The organism is Nonlabens sp. Asnod3-H03 (assembly GCF_045063665.1).
Classification (GTDB): Bacteria; Bacteroidota; Bacteroidia; order Flavobacteriales; family Flavobacteriaceae; genus Nonlabens; species Nonlabens ulvanivorans.
This window is the reverse complement of record NZ_JBEFOD010000006.1, coordinates 20620-42367: the sequence shown is the minus strand read 5'-3', so window position 1 is coordinate 42367 and position 21748 is coordinate 20620. Positions and strand designations below refer to the sequence as shown.

The 21748-nt window shown below is 36.1% G+C and carries 18 protein-coding genes; 10 read left to right on the top strand and 8 right to left on the bottom strand.

All coding sequences use genetic code 11. The annotated features are described in order from the left end of the window. Positions 1-41: 41 nt before the first annotated feature. Positions 42-1967 carry an ABC-F family ATP-binding cassette domain-containing protein gene (locus tag ACJJVI_RS00275; RefSeq protein WP_405349638.1) on the bottom strand — a complete coding sequence of 642 codons (1926 nt, stop codon included), beginning with the start codon at positions 1965-1967 and terminating at the stop codon, positions 42-44. 58 nt (positions 1968-2025) lie between these two features. Here ACJJVI_RS00275 and ACJJVI_RS00270 point away from each other — a divergent pair, with 58 nt between their 5' ends. Beyond that, complete coding sequence (locus tag ACJJVI_RS00270; protein ID WP_036579942.1) at positions 2026-2412, top strand: DUF983 domain-containing protein; 387 nt, start codon at positions 2026-2028, stop codon at positions 2410-2412. Positions 2413-2416: 4 nt separating this feature from the next. Here ACJJVI_RS00270 and ACJJVI_RS00265 read toward each other — a convergent pair whose 3' ends face one another. From ACJJVI_RS00265 to topA, 7 genes are all read right to left on the bottom strand, one after another. Beyond that, the gene (locus tag ACJJVI_RS00265; protein ID WP_405349634.1) at positions 2417-3466 is read right to left on the bottom strand and encodes an NAD(P)/FAD-dependent oxidoreductase; all 1050 of its coding nucleotides are present in this window, start codon (positions 3464-3466) and stop codon (positions 2417-2419) included. An 88-nt stretch (positions 3467-3554) separates the two neighbouring features. Further along, positions 3555-4430, bottom strand: coding sequence for a gliding motility protein GldN (gene gldN, locus ACJJVI_RS00260; RefSeq protein ID WP_006795966.1), 876 nt, complete (start codon positions 4428-4430; stop codon positions 3555-3557). 18 nt (positions 4431-4448) lie between these two features. Further along, a complete protein-coding gene (gldM, locus tag ACJJVI_RS00255) occupies positions 4449-5987 on the bottom strand; it encodes a gliding motility protein GldM (RefSeq protein ID WP_036579936.1) in 1539 nt (512 codons plus the stop codon). 50 nt (positions 5988-6037) lie between these two features. Continuing rightward, positions 6038-6697, bottom strand: coding sequence for a gliding motility protein GldL (gene gldL / locus ACJJVI_RS00250; protein WP_036579933.1), 660 nt, complete (start codon positions 6695-6697; stop codon positions 6038-6040). Between the two features lie 40 nt (positions 6698-6737). Next, positions 6738-8105 (bottom strand): gliding motility lipoprotein GldK, encoded by a 1368-nt coding sequence (gldK, locus tag ACJJVI_RS00245; protein WP_036579931.1) that lies wholly within the window; start codon positions 8103-8105, stop codon positions 6738-6740. A 115-nt stretch (positions 8106-8220) separates the two neighbouring features. After that, the gene (locus tag ACJJVI_RS00240) at positions 8221-9381 is read right to left on the bottom strand and encodes a formimidoylglutamase (RefSeq protein WP_036579928.1); all 1161 of its coding nucleotides are present in this window, start codon (positions 9379-9381) and stop codon (positions 8221-8223) included. Positions 9382-9387: 6 nt separating this feature from the next. Continuing rightward, positions 9388-11913: a type I DNA topoisomerase gene (gene topA / locus ACJJVI_RS00235; RefSeq protein ID WP_405349631.1), complete on the bottom strand. Its 2526-nt coding sequence runs from the start codon at positions 11911-11913 to the stop codon at positions 9388-9390. Positions 11914-12212: 299 nt separating this feature from the next. Here topA and miaB point away from each other — a divergent pair, with 299 nt between their 5' ends. The 9 genes from miaB to ACJJVI_RS00190 all read left to right on the top strand — a co-directional run bounded on the left by miaB (position 12213) and on the right by ACJJVI_RS00190 (position 21748). Then, a complete protein-coding gene (gene miaB, locus ACJJVI_RS00230) occupies positions 12213-13685 on the top strand; it encodes a tRNA (N6-isopentenyl adenosine(37)-C2)-methylthiotransferase MiaB (protein ID WP_317290147.1) in 1473 nt (490 codons plus the stop codon). A 2-nt stretch (positions 13686-13687) separates the two neighbouring features. After that, positions 13688-14977 (top strand): sigma-54 dependent transcriptional regulator, encoded by a 1290-nt coding sequence (locus ACJJVI_RS00225; protein ID WP_036579919.1) that lies wholly within the window; start codon positions 13688-13690, stop codon positions 14975-14977. Then, positions 14967-15482 (top strand): LPS assembly lipoprotein LptE, encoded by a 516-nt coding sequence (gene lptE, locus ACJJVI_RS00220; RefSeq protein ID WP_042270638.1) that lies wholly within the window; start codon positions 14967-14969, stop codon positions 15480-15482. Before ACJJVI_RS00225 ends, lptE begins: the two co-directional genes overlap by 11 nt. Next, the gene (locus ACJJVI_RS00215; RefSeq protein WP_405349626.1) at positions 15476-16315 is read left to right on the top strand and encodes a tetratricopeptide repeat protein; all 840 of its coding nucleotides are present in this window, start codon (positions 15476-15478) and stop codon (positions 16313-16315) included. The genes lptE and ACJJVI_RS00215 overlap by 7 nt, the downstream gene beginning before the upstream one ends. After that, positions 16316-16666: a preprotein translocase subunit SecG gene (secG, locus tag ACJJVI_RS00210; RefSeq protein WP_036579911.1), complete on the top strand. Its 351-nt coding sequence runs from the start codon at positions 16316-16318 to the stop codon at positions 16664-16666. Positions 16667-16806: 140 nt separating this feature from the next. Further along, positions 16807-17082, top strand: a complete 276-nt coding sequence (groES, locus tag ACJJVI_RS00205; RefSeq protein WP_036579909.1) for a co-chaperone GroES — start codon at positions 16807-16809, stop codon at positions 17080-17082. 113 nt (positions 17083-17195) lie between these two features. Next, positions 17196-18833, top strand: coding sequence for a chaperonin GroEL (gene groL / locus ACJJVI_RS00200; protein WP_405349623.1), 1638 nt, complete (start codon positions 17196-17198; stop codon positions 18831-18833). A gap of 137 nt (positions 18834-18970) precedes the next feature. Beyond that, positions 18971-21439: a zinc-dependent metalloprotease gene (locus tag ACJJVI_RS00195; RefSeq protein WP_397301393.1), complete on the top strand. Its 2469-nt coding sequence runs from the start codon at positions 18971-18973 to the stop codon at positions 21437-21439. Positions 21440-21556: 117 nt separating this feature from the next. Then, on the top strand, positions 21557-21748 hold the full coding sequence (locus ACJJVI_RS00190; protein WP_036579901.1) for a hypothetical protein: 192 nt from the start codon (positions 21557-21559) through the stop codon (positions 21746-21748).

Below are 21748 nucleotides of genomic sequence, written 5' to 3'. Positions count from 1 at the left end.
CAAGGTCTATTCTTAAGAGGTTAAAATTTACTTAAAGGTATTTAGAATTTATCGAGCTGTTCAGAGATGTCTTCCCATTTTGTCATCCATTCGTCTAATGCTTTCTTTTTTGCTTGGTAAGCATCAAAAAAACCTGGCTTTGCAGCCAGTTCATCATAGTTTGCTGCTAGCTCATAATCTAATTTCTTAATCTCTCGTTCTAGATTATTGATTTCTGACTCTGCTTTTGACAGGCGATTATTTAAAGACTTTTGTTTTTTCTGATCTTCGTATGAAAGCTGTTTCTTTTCTGTTTCTTGCTTTCGAGAAAGCGGATCAACCTTAACCTCAGTAACTTTTTCAATCTCACGCATGTCTTGAGCCTTGCGCTGCTGAAGATAATAGTCTATATCACCTAAATGCAGGTTTAATTTATGATCACGGAATTCATAAACAACGTCAGTAAGACCTTGTAAAAACTCTCTATCGTGCGACACGACGATAAGTGTCCCGTCAAATTTAACCAAAGCTGCCTTCAAAACATTCTTAGACTGAATATCTAGATGGTTAGTAGGCTCATCCATAATAAGAACATTAAATGGCTGCAATAGCAGTTTACAAAGCGCTAATCGATTGCGTTCACCACCACTTAATACTTTCACCTTTTTTTCTGCCTCATCACCGCGGAACAGAAATGAACCTAGCATATCTCTCACCTTCACACGATTTCCATCATCTGCAGCATCTATCATAATGTCTAGGACTGTCTTTTCTCCATCTAGATATTCAGCTTGATTCTGGGCAAAGTACCCTAACTGCACATTGTGTCCAAGATTGACTTCACCTCTAGCATCTTTTATCTCGCCTACTATGATTTTTGCTAGGGTAGATTTCCCCATTCCGTTCTGACCTACAAAAGCAACACGAGCACCTCTTTCTATCATTAAATCTACATCGCTCAGTACCTTTTTTTCACCATAAGACTTACTAACTTTATCAATCTCTAAAACCACTTTACCGGGCTGTATAGACTTAGCAAAGTTGATGTTCATCGCTGCATTATCAGTTTGTTCAATTTCCACCACATCCATGCGATTCAACTTTTTAACTAGTGATTGAGCCATGGTAGCCTTACTTGCTTTAGCTTTAAATTTTTGAATCAGCTTCTCAGTACGTTCAATCTCTTTTTGCTGATTCTTAAATGTAGCTTCTTGTTGCTCGCGCATTTCAGCACGTAGTGCAAGGAATTTTGTATATGGTTTTGGATAATCATATATACGTCCCAAACTAATTTCAATAGTACGGTTAGTCACATTATCAAGAAACATTTTATCGTGACTTACAATTACCACTGCACCAGGATATGTCTGTAAGAATTGCTCTAACCATAAAATAGAATCGATATCCAGGTGATTTGTAGGCTCATCAAGTAATAAAATATCGTGATTTTCTAGTAAGAGTTTTGCAAGCTCTATGCGCATGCGCCATCCACCAGAAAGCTCATCTGTAAGCATTCCAAATTGCTCTGGTTTAAAAGCAAGTCCCTTTAGTATCTTTTCTGTTTCACCTTTGTATTGATATCCACCTATAATTTCATATTCATGAGTTAAAGTACTCATGTCCTCAATAAGCTTTGAGTAAGAATCAGATTCATAATCAGTTCTTTCTGCTAATTGGACGTTTATTTGATCCAGTTCTGCTTCTATTTCTCTCGCTTTCGCGAAAGCGGTATATGCTTCCTCTAGTACAGTACGGCCTTTTTCAAAATCAATATCCTGACGCAAGAAACCAATGCTCGTACCTTTTTCCATGGCAAGTTGACCTTGATCGTATTCTAGATCTCCAGCAATTACTTTTAATAAGGTAGATTTACCTGCTCCATTTTTACCAATAAGCCCTACACGATTTCCTCCATTGAGTCTAAAGGTTATCTCTTCAAATAATGGCTCGCCGCCAAAACTAACATGTAAATCGTGAATATTGAGCATAGTGGTTTTTGTATCTTTGCAAAGATGCGTAACTGCGCATAAACACTAAAGCTTTCTGATGCTAAAAGGAACAAAATTATACAGTATTTTCACAGGAACCTGTCCAGTATGTCAAAATGAATCGATGTACACGAGTTCAAATTTGTATAATCCAAGTAAAACGCAAGAGATGCACGAGAGATGCTCTCATTGCGATACAAAATATAAGATAGAACCTAGCTTTTTTTATGGTTCTATGTATGTGAGTTATGGTGTAGGTATTGCGATAGCCATGGCTGCATTTGTTATATGTTACTTCTTACTGAACTTATCGAGGTGGAACATATTTCTAGTAATCACGTTCATCTCAATTGTTAGTCTACCTATTGTAATCCGAATTTCAAGAAATATATGGATTAATATTTTTATGGACTATGATAAAGAAAAAGCTAAAAAGAATTTGTAAAACATTACAAATTGACTTTCTCAAATCTTTTAATGTCTATCTCTTTGTGTAATGACTGATTGTTAAACATGCGACCGATCAATTGTAACGATGCCCACGGCGCTATAAGAACCGCTCTACTACCCATACCATTAAACACCCATACATTCTCATCAATCGAGTGATGACCTACAAAAGGACGCCTATCAATGGTTGTAGGTCTAATGCCGTGTTTATGTTCTACAATCTCGTAAGGTAATTTCATAAAACGCTCTAAACGCGTAGTTAAAAATTCTTTTCCTGCCAAGGTAGCTACGTCAACCAGATCATCGCGATCATAGGTAGCACCTACCCAAAACAAATCATCTTTATAAGGCATTAAGAAAACTGAAGATTTGAGAATATAGTCTAATTCTAAGCCCGGGATTTTTATCAAAAGTACTTCTCCTTTATTACCTTGAATAGGCAATTGATTAAAATAGGGATTATCGAGTATGCGATAACCATCTGCAAAAATAATATGAGCAGCACTCAAAGACTTATAACTTACAGAGTCATGGGCCGTCTCTAAACAACTATAATCAAAGGTTTCAAGACTAACAGAGTCTAAGGATTCAAAAAAAGATAACGTGAGCGACATGAACTTAATAGTATCCACCCAACCCGTTCCATTCACTAAACCATATCCGGAAGAAGCTTCTATTCCATTGATATCAATCTTTTGAACTGTTGAGTTCATAAACATCTTTAAGTCTTCTCTAACTGACTTCTTAATCCATGTTAAAGATTCTTTTTCATCATGAAACCTACGAGCGACAGTAATCGGTGTACGAACATCTACATCTGTATTCTCTAACACATAATCGAACATGTTGTTCAAAACTTCAAGTTGAACACCAGCGTTCCAAACAGCCGTAAATCGTTTTAATACCATTGGGTTATACACACCAGCTGCAACAGAACTACTTCCCTTTTTACGGTCCGAAATTAACGTTAAGCTTTTACCTTGTTGATGCAATTGCCATGCAAGAGAACAAGCTGCAATTCCACTTCCTACTATTATCACATCTTTCATAAATCAAAGGTACTACCTAAATAAATCTATTAAACAAAAAAACGCCTTGCTAAGCAAGGCGTTTATATTTTTCAATTACATATAGAACTTAATAGTTCCACATATCGATTTCCTTATTTCTAACGATATCTTTAAGTCTTTCAGATTCTAATAATTGCATCATAGAATTATCGGCTATATAGGCTTCAATTTTACGATCACCGTGTACGTTATCCATTTTATAGATAACACCGCTGAATCTTCTCGAGTTTAAAATATGATCGAAAGATATAGGCTTAGCAGAATTTAGTGTATTAAAAGCTTTTGCATTATGCAATAACTCTCGTACATCTGGATAGTAAATCCAAAACAACTCAATTCCTTTAGGATCATCCATAAAATTAACATCTGGAGTCACTGGCGCTATTCCTAATATACGATATCTCATCTCACCTTGACGTGTATCTAAATACCAAAGACCTCTAACATTGTATGCAGATACATTATCTGCACCTATAGAAGTTTTAGTGATATACTCAGCATCTACACGACCTTCAGCATTGAATTGTTCAATACCATAGTCTGAAGTATCTACTCTTGAAAGTGAAGTTTCAATATCTGCGAATTCTCTTTTTTCATTAAAATAAGAGTCTGAATAAAGATCTATTTCCCCATTTCTTGCAGCTGCAGCAATCACGTGAAATAATGCACGACGCTCTTTACCTACATAATTAGTATCAATAGGATAATACAATGGAAAGTTCACTCTTTCATCAAGATCTATCTTTTCCCAAGTAGTTCTAGACCAAAGTACGTCACGATCACCAATGAAACCATAAGGTAAAGGTGTATCATTATCGTTTTCCGTTTGAGAGGCAGTTTTCTTACCTATCTCATTAGGATCCTTTGCATTAAGTATATTGTTTTGAGCAAAAGCTGACGAGGTCAACATTAATCCCAATACAAAAACAAATAACTTATTCATATCTCTTTTTTTCAATAATTAATCTAATAACTCTACCGCTACTGGAGTAACTGTTTTAAGCTTTACTCCTGGAACAGTTGCCTTAATACCAGCAAACTGTACGATATCTCCTTTACGTGCTTTTCTCAAGTTACCTTGGGCAGCACTATTTAATTTAGTACCAGAAACCTTTACAGAAGGCGCTCCAGGAACTTTAAATAAAAACTCTGTTACACGTGGTGTTAATTCAAAGTCAAAATCATCACCAAAAGTTGCTCCAACAGTAGAAACTGCAAGGTTAGATCTGTTCTTCTTAACATCAATGTATTCTCTACTAATGGTACCGATAGGTCTTGGAAGATCCTTGATACGGAAAGTCCCAGAATCTGACACTCTTTCTCCACTAGGTAATTCACCAGTAACAGTAATCTTAACCTCTTTACCAGATGTAGGCTTCATGATATAACCATTTCCACTTCTAGTTAAACCAGGTGCAGATGCATTAACTTTATTACTAGGTACACCAGCAAAAGTAACTGTCATTGGGTTATCAACACCACGATAAACAACGTTCATCTTATCTGCAGAAATAGTTGCAGAATTAGGCTTAGGGATCACAGCATACTCTGATTCAATATCAATCTTAATAATTGAATCATTTTCAACAAATTCCATATAACCAGTGATTTTCTTTTCACCTACACTACCAGAACCTAATTTTAATGGAATTTGACCATTAACGATATCTGCTTGAGGTATTTCCTGACCATTGATTACAACTTTATTAGGAACAGTTGTATCATCATAACGACCTAAAACTACTGTACCTGTAACTGTTTCACCATTAAAGAAAGCAGTTTTATCAAGATTAACTATTGACTTATAGTTATTCATAGAAGCAATCTTAATAAGCTCACCTTGAACTAACTGCCCCATTACATCAGACTCAATATTACGAATCTCATTTTGTAACAACGTTAATTTAGTTTTAGAAGCGATTAAAGGGTAACCTTTATAGTTGTACTCCATATATTCACGATCGATATTCTCACGATCCTTAACATCACCAGTACTGAACTTCTTATTTAATTCAGCCTTAACATCATCATAACCTTCACCTAAGGCAGCAACCATATCAGCTTTGTAGCTAGCCATCTTAGTTTTGAATTCTTCACCTGCTGGACTTAACTTATCACCTTGAAAGAAAGCATTATCAAGAATATCTGTCTTATCCTGAACTTGGTAATCCTTCTCAGATCCAGGCTCTATAGTTGATGTAAGCATCTCTTTAATACCTTCTAAATAGGTATTATAGTCATTACTTAATTTAGAAACCTGTTGAGCTCGGTCAGCAGCAGCTTGATACTGTGCCGGCTTTTCTTTTGCCTTTTGATTCAAATCAATTAATGAATTTGAATTTACTGCAGCTAGTGCAGTATTACTTGAACTTAAATTTTCCTCTATCAGACCAAAAGCTTGAAGAACCTCTTTACTCATATTTAATGCAAGCATCGCAATAAATACAAGATACATCAGGTTAATCATCTTCTGCCTTGGGGACTGTTTTCCTCCTGCCATAATATTCTAATTAGCTGTTATTAATAGTTTTAATTTATAATTATTGCTAATTATCCTTTCATTGCACCTAACATGTTTCCATAAACGCCGTTTAGGGAAGACAAGTTATTAGTAAGTCCAGCCATTTGCTCTTGAAGTTTTGTTGCATTTTCAGCAATTGCTTCGTTAGCTTGAGCCTGACGAGTAGAACTTTCTACTTGTACTTTATAAAGACTATTTAATGATTCCATTTGCGCTGCAGCAAGAGCCATTTCTTCAGAATATTTTTTAGTTGAAGACATTGCTTCAGCTGTTGGAGCGATACCTTTTGCAGCTCCTTCAAAAGAACGGATGCTGTTTCCTAAACTAGACATTAATTCACCATCAAGTTTAGCTTCTTTAAGCATTTCATCTAATTTCTTAGAAAGTAATCCTTGAGCATCTTGAGGCTCTTCTTTCTTTCCTTTTTTAGCGATAGTTTGACCACCAGATAATTCTGGATAAACAAGTGACCAATCCAAATCATCTTCAACTGGCTCAAATGCCGAGATAAAGAAAATCAATGCTTCTGTAATCAAACCAATAGCAAGTAACGTTCCACCAGTAAGTTTAGTAAATCCTAAATCAAGTTCCCAGTGAAGAATTTTAAATAATGCTCCAATGATTACTACTGAGGCTCCGATACCGTAAGCCATGTTAAATAATTTCTTTGTTGTTTTAGACTGTGCCATTTTAATAAGGGTTTAGTTAAGTTAGTAGTTAAATTTTATTTTAGTTGGTAGCTGCGTTAAGAGTAACGTCAGTTCCCATATAAGATTGTACAGTACGGAAACCAATATAGCTCCTTGCAGAATCTGCATATTCATAATCACGAGTTCCTACTTGTAAGAAATAAGAAATATCTTTCCAAGATCCACCGCGCACACCTTTACGCATGTTGTTCTCATCATTCACAACGGGACTCATAGAAGACATAAACTCATAAGAACCTGCGTCGTAAGATGAATTCACCCATTCTGCAACATTACCTGACATATTGAATAAGTTATATTCATTAGGCTCATAAGAACGAGCTTCAACAGTATATAATGCTTGATCTGCTGCATAGTCACCACGTAACGGTTTGAAATTAGCTAAGAAACAACCTCTATCGTTTTTAGCATAAGGTCCACCCCATGGATAAGTAGCTCCTTCTAGACCACCACGAGCGGCATATTCCCATTCTGCCTCAGTAGGTAGGCGGTATGCATTTACATTATGACGACCACGCTCTTTTCTGAAAGCATTATGATATAAAGTTCTCCATTGACAGAATGCTTTAGCCTGCTTCCAGTTTACACCTACAACAGGATAATCGCTGTAAGCTTCGTGCCAGAAGTAATCATTATGCATAGGCTCATTATAAGAATAATTAAAATCACGAATCCAAACGGTAGTATCTGGATAGATCTCTACTGGAGTTTGAGTGATATACTTACTTCTTTTATCTCTAGGATTACGAGCAGCTTTTTGAATATCCATTTCTGAATAAGTAAAAACTAATTTCTTCACATCAAGTGTACGTTGCCCGTTGTACATTTCCTCAAAAGGAATGTACATTGAATCATAAACCTCTGCATAGAATTCATCTGGAATATCTTCTGTATCCCAAATCAAATCAACATCGTGATTTAATTTACGACCTTCATATCCAGTCTCTCCCATACCAGCATAATTATCTTGATAATACTGTTCCCATGGAGTCAAATCTGTACTCTCGTCTGCATCTAAGAATGCAAACTCACCGATACCATCATCACCAGGAGTAGAACCATTATCATCTGCCATAATCGCTAGACGAGTTCTAAATATAGAATCTCTTACCCAGTAAACGAACTGGCGATACTCTGCATTTGTAATTTCAGTTTCATCCATGTAAAATGAAGGAACTGTCACTGTTTTGGTAGGCGCATTGTTAGTAGCGGCAAAATCATCATCACTCTTACCCATGATGAATGCTCCACCAGGTACTAACGTCATACCGTAGGGCTTCTCAGGATGCCATGCTTTTCCTTTGGCTCCAACCACCATTCCGCGGTCTCCTCGACCACAACTTGCTAGAAAAGCAACCACTGCTGCTAGGACAAATAACTTTTTCATAAGGGTATTTTATGTTTTCTTTATGAATTAAGGTCGTAAACCTATCTAAAATATATATATCTGGCAACTTTTTTTTACCAAATAAATTTAGTTTGACAAATTACGCATTAATACGCTATACTTCATTCTTTCTTCTCGCTTTTAACCATCTCTCTGGCAAATTTTGATCACAAGCCAGTTCGTAATCCTTGCGAGTACATGGTAATAACGTTTGTTGTTTTAGTTTATTATTAACATTTGAAAGAAAAGGCAACTCTATCCACCATCGTCCAGTTTTATTAGACTTATAGAATGTTAGAACCTCATCTTCAATGGGCACACGATACTTTAAATAACCATTTTCTACATTAACAGGATGCTCTCCTGCTCTATAATTATAACCTTCTATAAAGTACCAAATCATTTCTGCAATAAGTTGCGAACCTGTTAAACTGGCATCAATTGGAATTTCAAATATCCCAAACACTTGTGTTCTATCGCTTATACCTGCATATCTCGATAAACTACAAATTTGCTTACCGTTAAGCCCGTTTGGATTCGCTTTCGCAAAAGCAGTATCACCAGCCTTAACCACAGCCATATCTATACCAACCACGTCTGCATCGCGCATTACTGGCTCAGCCAATTTTATATCTTCATCAAGAACACCTAATCGAGTAGCATCAAAATACATGCGCTCTAAAAGCTCTATTTCATCTTGACTGTTAAAATATGTCTGAAAGCCCAAATTGCTATAATTAAATAAATTATACGGTTGGTCTGCTACCATCTTCCCAACATAACTTCTAGAACTTATAGGTAATTCAATATCACCAATATCAAATCTACAATCAACGTTAACCACATTAATCATGTATTTAATATCATCAAAGGCTCTATATATAGGATACATTAAATCCTGGCTACCACCTAAATAAATTGGAATTATTTTCTTTGATAATAACTCTGCTGTTAATTGCTGTAAGACATAATAGGTATCCTCTACTCTATCACCTGGGTGAACATCACCCATATCCACAATATTTAATAGCCAGTTACCTGGAAATAGCTCATAGAATTGTTTTCTAGCCTGATCAACATTTTTAATCTGCAATAAGGCATTTTCATCACGACGATTCTCTAAAACACCTACTAGCACCATCTGAACACCTTTTAATTGTGGCAGCCCAGTATGCGCGGTATGTATTTTAATGACGTTACCTATTGCATGCTGTGGTTGCAACATTGCATGAGCTTGCACTTCATCACTAACTGGTTTTAGAAACTCAAATGCCATTGAAAATTACTTCTTTGTCGTTTTTTTCTTTGCTGCTGGCTTCTTTTTTGCTGCTGGCTTTTTCTTTGCGGCCGCTTTTTTCTTAGGAGCTTTCTTTGCCACTAATTCTATTGCCTTCTCTAAAGTAATAGAGAGCGGATCAATAGTTTTGGCTAACTCAACTTTAATTTTACCTTTAATAACGTTGTGTCTTCCCCATCTAGCCTTTTCAATTCTTATACCTTCATCTTCCCAATTAACGATAAGTTTATCCTTTTCTTTCTGAATTTTATCTTTGATCAATTGCTCAATATCATCATTTGAAAGGTTATCAAAATCGTACTTCTTATTTACTGATATAAACATTCCAGCCCATTTAATGAATGGTCCAAAACGACCAACACCTTTTGTCACTGGTTGTTCTTCAAACATATAAATAGGCGCATCAGCTTTTTCCTTTTGTTGTATTAACTCTGCAGCTCTTTCAAAAGTAAGTGTCATAGGATCATCTCCTTCTTCAAGAGAGACAAACGTTTTCTCATTGAATTTTACATAAGGACCAAAACGTCCTTGATTCACCTCAACTGGAAAACCATTATATTCTCCAACTGTCCTGGGCAGTTTAAATAAATCCAACACCTCTTCTAACGTAATGGTATTTAAAGATTGTGACGGTAACAAACTTGCAAATTGCGGCTTCTCTTCATCTTCTACCGTTCCTATTTGAGCCATAGCACCAAAACGTCCTAAACGCACACTAATCGGCTTTCCTGTTTTAGCATCTGTACCCAAAACTCGCTCTCCAACTTCGCGCTCAGCATTTTCCGCAACATCCTTTACCGTAGGATGAAAACCTTTATAGAAGTGATTCATCATATCTGTCCACTCCTCTTTACCTTCTGCTATGTTATCAAAAGACTCTTCTACTTTTGCTGTGAAATTATAGTCTAATACATTACTAAAATGCTCAACAAGAAAATCATTCACAACTCGACCAACGTCTGTAGGTATTAATTTCCCTTTATCAGATCCTGTTTTCTCTGTAAGTTCTTTTTCCTTAATATCATCTTTAGATAGGGTTAATTGAACATAAGATCGCTCTTCACCTAAAGACACTCCTTTCTCGATATACTTTCTATTTTGAATAGTGGTGATAGTAGGAGCATAAGTAGAAGGTCTACCTATACCTAACTCTTCTAACTGCTTTACTAAAGAAGCCTCTGTAAATCGATATGGTGGTCTAGAGAAGCGCTCTGTAGCAGTGATTTTTTTATTTAATAAATCTTGCCCTATCGATAGTGCAGGCAATAACCCTTGTTGTTCTAAGTCTTCATCATCTGTGCTCTCTAAATACACTTTCAAGAAACCTTCAAACTTTACAATCTCACCACTAGCAGTAAAATTCTTATCATGAGTGTTTGCACTTATAGATACGTTAGTACGTTCAAGCTTTGCATCGCTCATCTGGCTCGCTATAGCACGCTTCCATATTAACTCATAAAGTCGCGTCTGATCTTTATCTAATCCCGCACTATGAACTGCAAAATCTGTAGGTCTAATAGCTTCGTGAGCCTCTTGAGCACCTTTAGACTTTCCTTTATAGTTGCGCTCTTTATGAAACTTTGTACCATAAGCACTTTCAATTTCTGCCTGAGCACCTTTTTTTGCCTCATTACTTAAATTCACAGAATCTGTTCTCATGTAAGTAATTAAACCAGCCTCATACAATCGTTGCGCAAGTTGCATTGTACGACTTACGTTAAAAAACAACTTACGAGAAGCCTCTTGCTGCAAGGTGGATGTTGTAAATGGCGGTGCCGGACTTTTAGTAGCAGGTTTTTTAATTAAATCTGCAACCTCAAATTGCGCTCCTTTATTTAATTCAAGAAAGCTTTGAGCTTCTTTAAGAGAATTTAAATTCCCTGGTAATTTTGCTTTTAAAAGACTTCCGTCCTTAGTATTGAAATCGGCATCGATTCTAAAAAAATTATCACTTTTAAAATTGATTATTTCGTTTTCGCGCTCTACGATTAGACGCACCGCAACAGACTGTACACGACCAGCACTAGCTCCACCTTTTACTTTCCTCCATAAAATCGGAGATATTTCATAACCTACAATACGGTCTAAAATCCTACGTGCTTGTTGGGCATTCACTAAATCATAATCGATTTGACGAGGATTTTCAATAGCTTTTTGAATCGCACTTTTTGTGATAGCGTTAAAAACGATACGCTTAGTCTTATCTTTTTTAAGATCTAATTGCTCTGCAAGGTGCCATGCAATGGCCTCTCCTTCTCGATCCTCATCACTCGCTAGCCATACCATTTCTGATTCGGCAGCCATTTTCTTAAGTTTCTTGACCAGATCTTTCTTATCTGAACTAACTATATATTTAGGAGTAAAATCATCATCTACATCAACACCTAATTCTTTTGCAGGAAGATCAGCTATGTGACCAAAACTGGATGCTACTTTATAGTCTTTACCTAAGAACTTTTCTATGGTCTTTGCCTTTGCCGGCGACTCTACAATTACAAGATTCTTTGCCATTCAGATTTGAATTTTTGGAATGCAAAGGTATGTGTATTTTTTTTTAGTTCTGCAAAAGTCTAATTCCCAATCATTTAAAACACATCGCAAACACTCAATGTGTTCACTATCGGTAGGTTATATAATAAGGACGATAATACACTATACATTTTAATAACCTAACACAGATTATGAATAGCGTGATTAACTAAGTGGTTCACGCTTTCGCGAAAGCAAAATTTAAAAAGCAATTATATGACAATATGTCACAAAACAAGTAAAATTAGTATCTTTGCACGCTTATTAATGAGGTAACGTAGATGGAAAAGATTATAGAAGAAGAAAAACAAGGAACGACGATACAATTGGAAAACAATGGTAAGAATAGTCGTAAACTATATATAGAAAGCTATGGCTGTCAAATGAATTTTTCAGATTCTGAGATTGTAGCTTCTATTCTTGCAAAAGAAGGTTTTAACACCACTAATGTACTGGAAGAAGCTGACCTAGTTCTAGTAAACACATGTTCTATTAGAGATAAGGCAGAGCAAACAGTGCGTAAACGCTTAGAAAAATACAATCGAGTAAAAGAAAGACAAAACCCTAATATGAAAGTAGGTGTTCTAGGCTGTATGGCAGAACGTCTAAAGTCAAAATTCTTAGAGGAAGAAAAGATTGTAGATATGGTTGTAGGACCTGATGCATATAAAGATTTACCTAATCTAGTCGCTGAAATTGACGAAGGACGAGATGCCGTAAATGTAATTCTATCTAAGGAAGAGACTTATGGTGACATTGCACCAGTTAGACTTAACAGCAATGGTGTGACTGCATTTGTGTCTATAACACGTGGTTGTGATAATATGTGTACTTTTTGTGTCGTCCCGTTTACTCGTGGTCGAGAACGCAGTCGTGATCCACAAAGTATTCTAGAAGAAATTAACGATTTAATCAAAAATGGTTTCAAAGAAGTTACCTTATTAGGACAAAATGTAGATTCTTACCTATGGTATGGAGGCGGATTAAAAAAAGATTTTTCAAAAGCAACACCTATGGCTCAAGCTACAGCTGTTGATTTTGCTCAATTATTAAATCAAGTAGCGACCGCATATCCTAATTTAAGAGTTCGTTTTGCAACAAGCAATCCACAAGATATCAGTGACGATGTTTTACATGCTATATCAAAACACAGGAACATTTGCAACTATATTCATTTACCCGTTCAATCTGGAAGTGATCGTATTTTAAAAGAGATGAATCGTCTACATACTCGTGAAGAATATATGAGACTTATAGATAGAGTACATGCTATTATACCTGAATGCGCTGTATCACAAGACATGATCACTGGTTTCCCTACAGAAACAGAAAAAGATCATCAAGACACATTGAGCTTAATGGAATATGTAAAGTATGATTACGGATTCATGTTTGCATATTCAGAACGACCAGGAACCATGGCTGCTCGTAAAATGGAAGATGATGTTCCTGAAGAGGTAAAAAGCAGACGCCTAAATGAAATTATCGCAGTACAAAGAAGGACTGGATTAGAAAGAGCTCAATACTTTATAGGTAAAACAGTAGAATGTCTTATTGAAAAGGAGTCTAAAAAATCCGACACACAATGGGCAGGTCGTAATTCTCAAAATTATGTTGCCGTATTCCCTAAGGAAAACTACAAAGTAGGTGATTTTGTCAACGTTAAAATTACAGATTGTACAAGCGCAACATTAATAGGTGAAGCTGTAGGCTACTCAGATATGAAAGGCCCATTAACTATTGATACTGAGTAATTATGGAAAGTGTACAATCAATTAAACAGCGTTTTGAACTTATAGGAAACGATCCAGGATTTAATCGTGCGATTGAAAAAGCGATTCAAGTAGCTCCTACAGACATATCTGTACTAGTTACTGGAGAAAGTGGTGTAGGTAAAGAAAGTATACCTAAAATTATACACGCTCAATCTCATCGTAAACACGGCAAATATATTGCTGTTAACTGTGGTGCTATCCCAGAAGGAACGATTGATTCAGAACTTTTTGGTCATGAAAAAGGTGCGTTCACAGGAGCAACATCTACTAGATCTGGATATTTTGAAGTTGCAGATGGAGGAACTATCTTTTTAGACGAGGTAGGTGAACTACCACTTCCTACGCAGGTACGTTTACTGCGTGTTCTTGAGAATGGTGAGTTTTTAAAGGTTGGGTCATCAGCGACTCAAAAAACAGATGTTCGTATAGTAGCAGCAACTAATGTGCGCATGACTGATGCTATCGAGAAAGGAAAATTTAGAGAGGACCTTTTTTATAGATTAAGTACAGTGGATATTAACCTGCCACCATTAAGAGAAAGAAAAGGAGACATACACTTACTCTTCCGCAAGTTTGCATCAGACTTTGCAATGAAATATAAAATGCCTACACTTAGATTAGACGAAGGCGCAATTTCACTATTAGAAAGTTATCGATGGAGCGGTAATATTAGACAATTACGCAACATAGCAGAACAAATTAGCGTTCTAGAAAAAGAACGCAATATTAACGCAGCTGTTTTACGTAATTATCTACCAGACGCTGGGAAAAACTTACCTGCAGTAATAGGTTCTGATAAGAAAAGTGACAGCGACTTTGCTAATGAGCGCGAGATTCTTTACAAGGTTCTTTTTGACATGAAAAATGATTTAAATGACCTAAAAAAATTAACTAATGAATTAATGGTTAAAGGTGACATTAATGATGTCCAAGAAGAAAACAAAAGCCTGATAAAGCGCATTTACGGTGAGGATACAAAAGGAGACGACTATGAAGATGTTATTGATCAAGCATATGAAGTCACGCAAGTAGACACACCATCGTTTGACGCACAACCACAGTCTAACTTTGTAGAGCCGGTAGCACAAAATGACCGTTATGACTTTGCACAAGAAGTACAAGAAGAAGAATCTCTATCTTTAATGGATAAAGAAATAGAATTAATAAAAAAATCGCTGGAACGTCATAAAGGTAAACGTAAAGCTGCTGCAGATGACTTAGGTATTTCTGAACGCACACTTTATCGTAAAATCAAGCAATATGATTTATAAAATCCTAAGAGCACTATTGGGCTTGACACTATTGTTAAGTATTACTTCATGTGGTTTTGGCTACAGTTTATCAGGCGTATCAATACCTGATAATATCAAAACATATCAAGTTGATTTTTTTCAAAATCAAGCAGCATATGTAGAACCTGGTATTGAGAGAACATTTACACTAGAACTACAGGATCTTATATTAAACCAGAGTAGTCTAGATCTAGTTAATAAAAATGGAGATTATGTTTATCAAGGAGAAATCACTCGATTCTACATCGCTCCTATGACAGCAACCGCCAGCAATACAGCATCTCAAAACCGTGTTACCATTGAAGTAAATTTAAGATTTACAAACACTAAAGATGACGAAGCTAGCTTTGAAAAAAAATACAGCTTTTTCTATGATTATGCAGCGACAACACAACTTCAAGGAGCTGCTTTAGATACCGCATTAGAAATTATCTTTGACCAAATAACGCAAGATATTTTTGCAGACACACTTGCGCAATGGTAGATAAATATTCTCGCATTAATGAATTGCTCAACAAACCTCATGAAATGATGGTAGATGACCTTTCTATACTTGAAAACACAATTAAAAAATTTCCATGGTTTCAAGCGGCGCGCAGTGTACATCTTAAAGGTTTACATAACGAGAGTAGTCCATTATATAATAAGGAATTACAAATCACAGCTACACACACCGTAGATAGAGGTGTGCTATTTGATTTTATAACGTCTCCTATTTTTGTTCAAAATAGAATTAGTCAACAAATTAAGAATCAACAAGATTACTTAAAAGAAATACCTGTAGATATAGAGTCGATTCATATTAAGGAAGAAGATTTTAATAGTAGTGTAGATTTCAAAAACACGCTTGATAAAGATTTATTTGAAAGACCTACAAATACTACGAGCATCGTCGATGAGCCACTTAAATTTAATCAAAGTGAATCATACAGTTTTGCAGAATGGTTAAAATTGACTTCTTTAAAACCAATTAACAGAAAAATAGAGGTTACTAATAAAAGCCCAAATGATGATACTGAGACTGCACCAGTAGTGGATACCGAAAAAGCGAAAAAAATGGCTATCATTGATCAATTCCTAGCAGAGAAACCTAAAATAAAACCTAGAAAGGATAAAGTTTCTAGCACAAATATTGCAGATTTACAAACACCATCAGACCAGTTGATGACTGAAACTCTAGCACAAGTTTATCTTGCGCAAAACAACTATCCTAAAGCTATTCAAGCTTATCAGGTTTTAGTTTTGCAGCATCCAGAAAAAAGTGGTTTCTTTGCAGACCGAATTCGTGAAATTAAGAATTTACAAAGCAATATATAAATGAGCACATTATTTTATCTTTTCTTAGGATTAATCGTTGTTGTAGCCTTTTTACTCATAGTAGTAGTAATGGTTCAAAATCCTAAAGGTGGCGGACTTTCATCAAGTTTTGGTGGTGGTGGCACTCAACAATTAGGTGGTGTAAAAAAAACAGGAGACTTTTTAGATAAAAGTACTTGGGTTCTTTCTACGTTACTATTAGTATTAATCCTAGCTGCAAGTTCTGTATTAATTACAGAAAAAACATCTGCAAATAGAGATATTATAGACACTAATAATGTTGAAACACCTGCTGCAAATCCAGTTCCGACAACGACAGATGACACAGCAACTCCGTTAGATGGAGAATAGTCATTACGACATTTCAATACTGACAAAATATCCAACCATACCGGTTGGATATTTTTTTTATGATGTTTTGTCATGCTATTTTAAATGGCATACTTATGGAACGTTGCAGTTCAAATTAAATCAATTAAAATTCTAATATAATGGCATTAAAAATTCAACCTTTATCAGACAGAGTGCTCATCGAGCCTATGGCAGCTGAACAAAAAACAGCATCTGGCCTTTACATTCCTGACACTGCAAAAGAAAAACCTCAACAAGGAAAAGTTGTAGCAGTAGGAAAAGGAAAGAAGGATTATGACATGACCGTTAAAGTAGGTGATACTGTACTTTACGGAAAGTACAGCGGTACAGAGCTTAAACTAGATGGCGCTGAGTATTTGATGATGCGAGAAGACGATATTTTAGCGATTGTTTAATCTATCGAATACGCTTTCGCGAAAGCGAAACACACAACTCATTACATTTTTCAAATTAGAATACTAATTAAAAAATTAGAGTGCTGTATGAGCACTCCACAAAACAACACAAAATGGCAAAAGAAATAAAATTTGATTTAGAAGCGAGAGACGGCATTAAAAGAGGTGTTGATGCTCTAGCAAATGCAGTTAAAGTAACATTAGGACCTAAAGGTCGTAACGTGATTATAGGGAAATCTTTTGGAGCACCAGTAGTAACTAAAGATGGTGTATCCGTAGCAAAAGAAATTGAGCTTGTAGATGAATTAGAGAACATGGGTGCTCAAATGGTAAAAGAAGTAGCATCTAGAACAAATGACCTAGCTGGTGATGGTACTACTACCGCTACTGTGCTAGCTCAAGCAATTGTAAAAGAAGGTTTAAAAAACGTTGCTGCCGGTGCTAATCCTATGGATTTGAAACGCGGAATCGACAAAGCTGTTGAAGCTATTACTACTGATCTAGATAAACAATCTAAAAAAGTAGGTGATTCTAGCGAGATGATTAAACAAGTTGCATCGATATCTGCAAATAACGATGATGTCGTTGGTAATTTAATTGCAAAAGCCTTCGGTAAAGTAGGTAAAGAAGGTGTTATCACTGTTGAGGAAGCTAAAGGAACTGAAACGTATGTAGATGTTGTAGAAGGTATGCAGTTCGATCGTGGTTATCTTTCACCGTACTTTGTTACCAACTCAGAAAAAATGACTACTGAGTTAGACAACCCTTATATTTTATTGTTTGATAAGAAAATTTCAACGATGAAAGAATTAATGCCTGTTCTAGAGCCTGTAGCTCAAACCGGAAAACCACTTCTTATCATTGCAGAAGATGTAGACGGAGAAGCTCTAGCAACATTAGTTGTAAATAAATTGAGAGGTTCACTTAAAATTGCAGCTGTAAAAGCACCAGGTTTTGGAGACCGTAGAAAAGCGATGTTAGAGGATATTGCTATTTTAACTGGCGGTACTGTAATCTCTGAAGAAAGAGGATTCACTTTAGAAAACACAACTCTTGAAATGCTAGGTACTGCTGAAAAGGTGGATATCAATAAGGACAATACCACAGTTGTAAATGGTAGTGGAAAAGCTGCTGATATTAAATCTCGTGTAGGACAAATTAAGTCTCAAATAGAGAATACAACATCTGATTATGACAAAGAAAAACTTCAGGAACGTCTAGCAAAACTAGCTGGTGGAGTTGCTGTTCTATACGTAGGTGCAGCAAGTGAAGTTGAAATGAAAGAAAAGAAAGATCGCGTAGATGATGCTCTACATGCTACACGTGCAGCTGTAGAAGAAGGTATTGTTGCTGGTGGTGGTGTTGCTTTAGTACGTGCTAAAGCTGTACTGACTAAAATAAAGGCAAACAATTCTGATGAGGAAACAGGTATTTCTATTGTTGCTAGAGCTATTGAAGCTCCACTAAGAACAATCGTAGAAAATGCTGGTGGTGAAGGAAGCGTTGTGATATCTAAGATCCTAGAATCAAAAGGAAGCCAAGGTTATGATGCAAAAAACGACACCTATGTTGATATGTTAAAAGCAGGAATCATTGACCCTAAAAAAGTAACACGTGTTGCTCTAGAAAACGCAGCTTCTGTGTCTGGAATGATTCTTACTACTGAGTGCGCTCTAGTAGAAATTAAAGAAGAAAATGCTGGAGGAGGAATGCCAGCTGGTATGCCAGGCGGCATGGGTGGAATGATGTAAAATCATTTCATAGATATTTAAAAAGCCATCTCTATTGAGATGGCTTTTTTTTATTTTCTATTTTAAATAGTTGTTAACGCTACATTAAGATTTTATTATACCGATAGACAATATCTTGTAGCCACCAAAAATCTATAATGATGCGTATAATAAAACTATTGACGTTACTCGTTTTTGCTGCTACTATAACAACCAGTTGTGGTTCACAAAAATCAAGTAAGAAATCAGCAACTGCAGGAGCTGAGAAGAAAAAACCTAAGAAAGGTGGTATCCAACCTTACACCAAGGTAATTACTAAGGATGCTAAAAGTGATGAAGGACTATTCACAGTTCACCAAGTAGAAGATAAGTACTTCTATGAAATACCTGACAGTCTTTTTAATAGAGAAATGCTTATGGTAACTCGTATTGCAAAAACAGCATCTGGACTTGGCTTCGGTGGTGGAAAGCAAAATACAGAAACACTAAGATGGCAACGTAAAAATGACAACGTCCTTTTAAGAGTAGTATCTCATCAAGTAGTAGCTGCAGACTCTTTACCTGTAAGTATGGCTGTAGAAAATTCAAATTTTGAACCTATCCTCTACTCTTTTCCTATACAGGCTATTAAAAAAGATAGCATTAATAACAATGTTGTGATTGATGTAACGGACTTCTTCAGTAAAGATGTACCGTCTATAGGATTCCCTAAAAGATCACGTACTAGATATAAAGCCACACGTCTAGACGAGAAACGTTCATATATTGATACCTTAAGATCATACCCTCTAAATATAGAATCTAGACATGTAAAAACGTATCTAGCTAGCTCTCCACCGTCTAACAGCAGTACTGGATCAATCTCTTTAGAAATGAGTAATTCGATGATATTACTTCCTAAAGAACCTATGAAACGACGTTACTTTGACCAGCGTGTAGGATGGTTTGCTAGAGGGCAACAAGACTATGGGCTAGATGCTCAAGAAACTAAAACAGTACGCTATTTAGACCGATGGAGACTAGAAGTTAAAGACGAGGACATCGCAAAATTTAAAGCGGGCGAACTTGTGGAACCTAAAAAACAAATTGTTTATTATATCGACCCTGCAACGCCACAACAATGGAGAAAATATATCAAACAAGGTATTGAAGATTGGCAAGTCGCATTTGAAGCTGCTGGCTTTAAAAATGCAATCATCGCTGCAGACGCTCCTACTAAAGAGGAAGATCCAGATTGGAGTCCAGAAGATGTACGTTATTCTGTGGTAAGATACCTAGCCTCTCCAATTCCTAACGCAAATGGTCCACACGTATCAGATCCACGTAGTGGTGAAATCCTTGAGTCAGATATTAATTGGTATCACAACGTTATGACTTTACTTAGAAACTGGTTCTTTGTACAAACAGCAGCTATCAACCCAGATGCTCAATCTACAGAATTTGATGAAGCTGTTATGGGACGTCTCATTAGATTTGTGAGCTCTCACGAGGTAGGACACACACTAGGATTACCTCACAATATGGGTAGCTCAATTGCCTATAACGTAGAAGACTTAAGAGACCCAGAATTCACCAAAAAGTTCGGTACAGCTCCTTCTATTATGGATTATGCACGTTTTAATTACATCGCTCAACCTGGCGATGGTGACGTTGCCCTGATGCCTAATATAGGACCTTATGATAAATACTCTATTGCATGGGGTTATAAACCTATATTGGATAAAACAGCTCTTGAAGAGAAAACTATCCTAGATCAATGGATTCTAGAAAAAGCAGGTGATCCAGTATATCGTTTTGGACGTCAACAATTTGGTGTTGTTGACCACACTAGCCAGACTGAAGACTTAGGTGATGACTCAATGAGAGCAAGCACTTATGGAATTAAAAACCTTCAAAGAATAATTCCTAATTTAGGGAAATGGACAGGTAAAGAAGGTGAGAATTTTGATAACCTAGAGACTATGTATGGTCAGGTATTAGGACAGTACAATAGATATATGGGACATGTAACAGGTAATATTGGTGGAGTAAAAGAAACCTATAAAGCATATGGTCAGGAAGGTGCCGTTTACGAGCATGCCTCTAGAGATAAGCAAACAAGAGCTATGCAGTTCTTACAGAAGGAATTGTTCAGCACTCCTGAATGGTTAATAGATCAAGACATCTTTAATAAATTTGAGTCTGATGGTGCTATTGAACGTATACGTAGCACACAAGTTCGTACTTTAAACAACTTACTAGACTTTGGACGCATGGCGCGTCTAATGGAAAATGAAGAAGTTAATGGAACCAGTGCTTATGGGCTTTTGGAAATGATGCAAGATTTAAGAAAAGGAATTTTTAGCGAGCTTTCTAAAGGTCAGACAATTGATAGGTACCGTCGTAACTTACAACGTGCTTATGTGGAGCGTCTAGAATTTATTATGAATAATGAACAGCCTAGAAGTCGTTTTGGTGGTAGTTCTATAGATGTTGAACAAAGTGATATACGTCCAATTGTACGTGCAGAATTAAAGCAGTTAAGATCAGATGCAAAAAGAAGCATAGGCCGCACAAGAGACCAACTTTCTAAAATACATTTAGAAGATTTAGTGGAACGTATTGATTTAATTTTAGACCCTAAGTAAAAGTTTTATTTACGCTTTCGCGAAAGCGTGTAAAACTATATTCATTTATAAAGAACTGCCTTCTCAATTGAAGGCAGTTTTTTTTATTGATGATTTATAAAAGTTTATATTGCACATATGAATACTCTACTCTACATCGATGCAGGTTTGGGAATGATGATTGCTCAAGCAGCAATAGCTGCATTTGCAGGATTTGTTCTTTTTTATAAAACTTTAATTATAAAGATTAAGGGCTGGCTGGGAATCACTAGTAAAACGGATGAGTCAAGTTTTGACGATATGTATGATGAAAAAGATTTAAAAGATTAA

What these genes read in the sequence shown, in the direction of transcription:
- ACJJVI_RS00225 (WP_036579919.1), top strand. Translation starts at nt 13,688, where the DNA reads ATGGAAAGTGTACAATCAATTAAACAGCGTTTTGAACTTATAGGAAAC.
- groES (WP_036579909.1), top strand. Translation starts at nt 16,807, where the DNA reads ATGGCATTAAAAATTCAACCTTTATCAGACAGAGTGCTCATCGAGCCT.
- ACJJVI_RS00265 (WP_405349634.1), bottom strand. Translation starts at nt 3,466, where the DNA reads ATGAAAGATGTGATAATAGTAGGAAGTGGAATTGCAGCTTGTTCTCTT.
- ACJJVI_RS00195 (WP_397301393.1), top strand. Translation starts at nt 18,971, where the DNA reads ATGATGCGTATAATAAAACTATTGACGTTACTCGTTTTTGCTGCTACT.
- ACJJVI_RS00215 (WP_405349626.1), top strand. Translation starts at nt 15,476, where the DNA reads ATGGTAGATAAATATTCTCGCATTAATGAATTGCTCAACAAACCTCAT.
- ACJJVI_RS00275 (WP_405349638.1), bottom strand. Translation starts at nt 1,967, where the DNA reads ATGCTCAATATTCACGATTTACATGTTAGTTTTGGCGGCGAGCCATTA.
- lptE (WP_042270638.1), top strand. Translation starts at nt 14,967, where the DNA reads ATGATTTATAAAATCCTAAGAGCACTATTGGGCTTGACACTATTGTTA.
- gldN (WP_006795966.1), bottom strand. Translation starts at nt 4,430, where the DNA reads ATGAATAAGTTATTTGTTTTTGTATTGGGATTAATGTTGACCTCGTCA.
- ACJJVI_RS00240 (WP_036579928.1), bottom strand. Translation starts at nt 9,381, where the DNA reads ATGGCATTTGAGTTTCTAAAACCAGTTAGTGATGAAGTGCAAGCTCAT.
- groL (WP_405349623.1), top strand. Translation starts at nt 17,196, where the DNA reads ATGGCAAAAGAAATAAAATTTGATTTAGAAGCGAGAGACGGCATTAAA.
- ACJJVI_RS00270 (WP_036579942.1), top strand. Translation starts at nt 2,026, where the DNA reads ATGCTAAAAGGAACAAAATTATACAGTATTTTCACAGGAACCTGTCCA.
- secG (WP_036579911.1), top strand. Translation starts at nt 16,316, where the DNA reads ATGAGCACATTATTTTATCTTTTCTTAGGATTAATCGTTGTTGTAGCC.
- ACJJVI_RS00190 (WP_036579901.1), top strand. Translation starts at nt 21,557, where the DNA reads ATGAATACTCTACTCTACATCGATGCAGGTTTGGGAATGATGATTGCT.
- gldM (WP_036579936.1), bottom strand. Translation starts at nt 5,987, where the DNA reads ATGGCAGGAGGAAAACAGTCCCCAAGGCAGAAGATGATTAACCTGATG.
- miaB (WP_317290147.1), top strand. Translation starts at nt 12,213, where the DNA reads ATGGAAAAGATTATAGAAGAAGAAAAACAAGGAACGACGATACAATTG.
- topA (WP_405349631.1), bottom strand. Translation starts at nt 11,913, where the DNA reads ATGGCAAAGAATCTTGTAATTGTAGAGTCGCCGGCAAAGGCAAAGACC.
- gldK (WP_036579931.1), bottom strand. Translation starts at nt 8,105, where the DNA reads ATGAAAAAGTTATTTGTCCTAGCAGCAGTGGTTGCTTTTCTAGCAAGT.
- gldL (WP_036579933.1), bottom strand. Translation starts at nt 6,697, where the DNA reads ATGGCACAGTCTAAAACAACAAAGAAATTATTTAACATGGCTTACGGT.